This is a genomic window from Amaricoccus sp. (assembly GCF_036846665.1).
Classification (GTDB): domain Bacteria; phylum Pseudomonadota; class Alphaproteobacteria; order Rhodobacterales; family Rhodobacteraceae; genus Amaricoccus.
The window spans coordinates 1-3,213 of the sequence record NZ_DAIUBO010000340.1; the positions used below are offsets into that span (position 1 = coordinate 1).

Consider the following 3,213-nt stretch of genomic DNA (forward strand, 5'->3'; position numbering starts at 1 on the left):
AACGTCACCGTGCCCACCTCGGGCGGCACCGGCTACGGCGGCAGCGGCGCGGCGGGCGGCGGCGCCTTCGACGCGGCCGGCGGCCTTGGCGGCGGCACGCTGCCGGGCACCGCGATCTCCGACCGGGTGCTCTTCTCGGTCGACCAGAGCACGCTCAGCGCCGAGGCGATCGGAACGCTCAACGCCCAGATCGGCTGGCTGGTCCAGAACCCCGGGGCGCCGATCCTGATCGAGGGCCATGCCGACGAGCGGGGCACCGGCGAATACAACATGGCGCTGGGATCGAGCCGGGCCAGTGCCGTGCGCAACTACATGGTCAGCCAGGGCATCCCCGACCAGCGCATCAGCATCATCACCTTCGGGCGCGAGCGCCCGGTGGCGACCTGCGCGCAGGAGAGCTGCTTCGCGCAGAACCGGCGCGCGGTCACCGTGGTGACCGGCGGCACGGGAAGCTGACCCGGCGGGCGGCATCGAAGGAGGGCGGGGACATGCGCAAGGCGGCGCATCTGGGAACGGCGGCGGTGCTCGCGCTCGTCCTGGCGGCGGGCGGGCCGACCTGGGCGCAGAAGGCCCAGACCGTCGCGGATGTCCGCGCCGAGCTGGGCGTGCTGAACGGCCAGGTGCAGCAATTGCGCGACCAGCTGGTGCAGAGCGGTGCCGCCGGCGGGCTTTCGACGGCGCCGGCGAGCGCGCTGACCCGCCTCGACGCGCTCGAGGCGGAGCTGCGCCGGCTCACCGGTCGCGTCGAGGTGCTGAGCAACGATCTCGCGCGGATCCTGCAGGATGCCAGCAACCAGATCGGCGACATCGAGTTCCGGCTGACCGAGCTCGAGGGCGGTGACACCGCCGTCCTGGGAACGCCCGAGCTCCTGGGCGGCGGCTTCACCCGGCCGATGCCCCGGCCCTCCGCCGGGGGCGCCCCGGGCGCGGCGTCCGGTACGGCCCCGCTGTCGGTCGAGCTGACGGTGACCGAAGAATCCGATTTCGACGCCGCGGTCGCCGCGGCCGAGAGCGGGGACAATGCCAAGGCCGTGACCCTCTTCGACGGCTTCCTCGCCACCTATCCCGGCAGCCCCTTCGCGAGCGAGGCGCAGTACCGGCGGGGCGAGGCGCTGGCGGCGCAGGGCGACTGGCGCTCCGCGGCGCGCAGCTTTCTCGACGCTTTCAGCGGCGCGCCCACCGATCCGATCGCCCCGCAGGCGCTCTATCGCCTCGCGATCAGCCTGAGCGAGCTCGGCCAGATCGAGGAGGCCTGCCTGACCCTGAACGAGGTCGACATGCGCTATCCGGGGTCGAGCCTCGCCGGCGACGTGGCGGCCAAGCGGGCGTCGCTGCGCTGCCAGTGACCCCCGGCGAGGCGCCGCTCGCCGCGGTGCGGTCGGCGCTCCTGGGCCTGCCGGCGGGACCGCTCGGCGTTGCGGTATCGGGAGGCAGCGATTCGCTGGCCCTGACCCTGCTCCTGCACGCGCTCTGTCCCGAGACCGGCCACGGCCTCGCCGCGGTGACGGTCGATCACGGGCTGCGGCCGGAGAGCGCGGGCGAGGCCGCCGAAGTCGGCCGCATCTGCCGGGACCGCGGCATCCCCCACGCGGTGCTGCGCTGGTCCGATCGCGACGGGCGCGGCAATCTCCAGGCCCGCGCGCGATCCGCCCGGCGGGCGCTGATCGCGGGCTGGGCCGCGGAGCGCGGCATCGCCGCCGTCGCGCTGGGCCACACGCTTGACGATCAGGCGGAGACCTTCCTGATGCGCCTCGCCCGCGGATCGGGGGTCGACGGGCTCGCCGCCATGGCGCCCAGGACCAATTCCGAGGGCATCTGCTGGCTGCGCCCGCTGCTCGGGACCAGCCGCGCGGCGCTGCGGGACTGGCTGGCGGCGCAGGGCATGCCCTGGGCCGAGGATCCGGGGAATGCGGACCTGCGCTTCGACCGGATCCGGGCGCGGGCGGCGATGGAGCAGCTGGCGCCGCTGGGCCTCGGGGCTGAGCGGCTCGCGGCGACGGCCGCCGCGATGGCACGCGCGCGCCTTGCGCTCGAGGTCGCGGCGGGGGATCTGGCCCGCGCCGCGGTCGAGCCGGGGCCGGCGGGGGACGCGCTCATCGACATCGCGGCGCTGCGCTCCGGAACGGAGGAACTGCAGCTGCGCGTGCTCGCCGGGGTGCTCGCCTGGGTCTCCGGCGCGATCTACCGGCCGCGATTCGCGTCGCTCGCCGCCGCGCGGGCGGCCCTGCTCCACGGGCGGATCGGGCAGGGGATCACGCTGCAGGGCTGCGTCCTGCGCCCCAGGTCGGGCGGGCGCGTCGCCGTCCGGCGCGAGCCCGCGCGAGCCGCGCCGCCGGTTCCGCTCGCCACGCGGGTCTGGGACCGGCGCTGGAGAATCGAGGCGGTCCTCCCCGGCGCGGATGTCGTGGTCGGTGCACTCGGGCCGGAGGGTCTGTACCGCTGCCCGGAGTGGCGGGCCGGAGGAGAGGCGCGCGAGACGCTCCTGACCACGCCGGCGCTCTGGCGTCGGGGCGAACTGGTCGCGGCACCGCTCCTCCGCCCGGACCCCCGCGTCCGGGCCAGCTTCGTCCCGGCGCTCACGCCGCCGTGGGAGGCACGATCGGACGTTGAATCCGGACGGTGAGGCCTTATGTTAGAGGCTCAAGCCTGCGAGGCGGCATCGCCGGCTTCCCGGACGTCTTAGGAGATACCGCCCGTGGGCAATGGCAAGAATATCGCCTTCTGGATCATCCTCTTCCTGTTGATGGTCGCGCTCTTCAACGTCTTCTCGAACGGCAGCCGCACCTCGATGGGCCGCGAGATCAGCTATTCGGATTTCCTCAACCGGGTCGAGGCCGGCCAGGTCTCCGCGGTTCGCCTCGACGGCGAGCGCGTCTACGTGACCTCCTCCGACGGCAACGCCTACCAGACCGTGCAGCCGCGCAATACCGACGTGCTGCCCGACCTGCGCGAGCACGGGGTCGAGATCCAGGCCGCGCCGCAGGAACAGTCGGGCTTCATTTCCGCCCTCGGCCTCTGGTTGCCCTTCCTCTTGCTGATCGGCGTCTGGATCTTCTTCATGAACCGGATGCAGGGCGGCGGGCGCGGCGGCGCCATGGGCTTCGGCAAGTCCAAGGCCAAACTCCTGACCGAGAAGCACGGTAAGGTCACCTTCAACGACGTCGCCGGCATCGACGAGGCCAAGGAGGAGCTCGAGGAGATCGTCGAGTTCCT

The 3,213-nt window shown here is 73.4% G+C and carries 4 protein-coding genes; all 4 read left to right on the forward strand.

The genetic code is table 11. The features are described from left to right. Positions 1-456 (forward strand): peptidoglycan-associated lipoprotein Pal (gene pal, locus V7050_RS19895; protein ID WP_324411119.1); only part of this gene is annotated, 456 nt, incomplete at its 5' end. 32 nt (positions 457-488) lie between these two features. Continuing rightward, positions 489-1,346 carry a tol-pal system protein YbgF gene (ybgF, locus tag V7050_RS19900; RefSeq protein WP_324370420.1) on the forward strand — a complete coding sequence of 286 codons (858 nt, stop codon included), beginning with the start codon at positions 489-491 and terminating at the stop codon, positions 1,344-1,346. Further along, positions 1,343-2,623, forward strand: coding sequence for a tRNA lysidine(34) synthetase TilS (gene tilS, locus V7050_RS19905; RefSeq protein ID WP_324370422.1), 1,281 nt, complete (start codon positions 1,343-1,345; stop codon positions 2,621-2,623). The genes ybgF and tilS overlap by 4 nt, the downstream gene beginning before the upstream one ends. A gap of 72 nt (positions 2,624-2,695) precedes the next feature. After that, positions 2,696-3,213 (forward strand): ATP-dependent metallopeptidase FtsH/Yme1/Tma family protein (locus V7050_RS19910; RefSeq protein ID WP_324411121.1); only part of this gene is annotated, 518 nt, incomplete at its 3' end.

Bases quoted from the DNA above. Each gene is read 5' to 3' on its own strand.
- ybgF (WP_324370420.1), top strand. From the start codon at position 489: ATGCGCAAGGCGGCGCATCTGGGAACGGCGGCGGTGCTCGCGCTCGTC.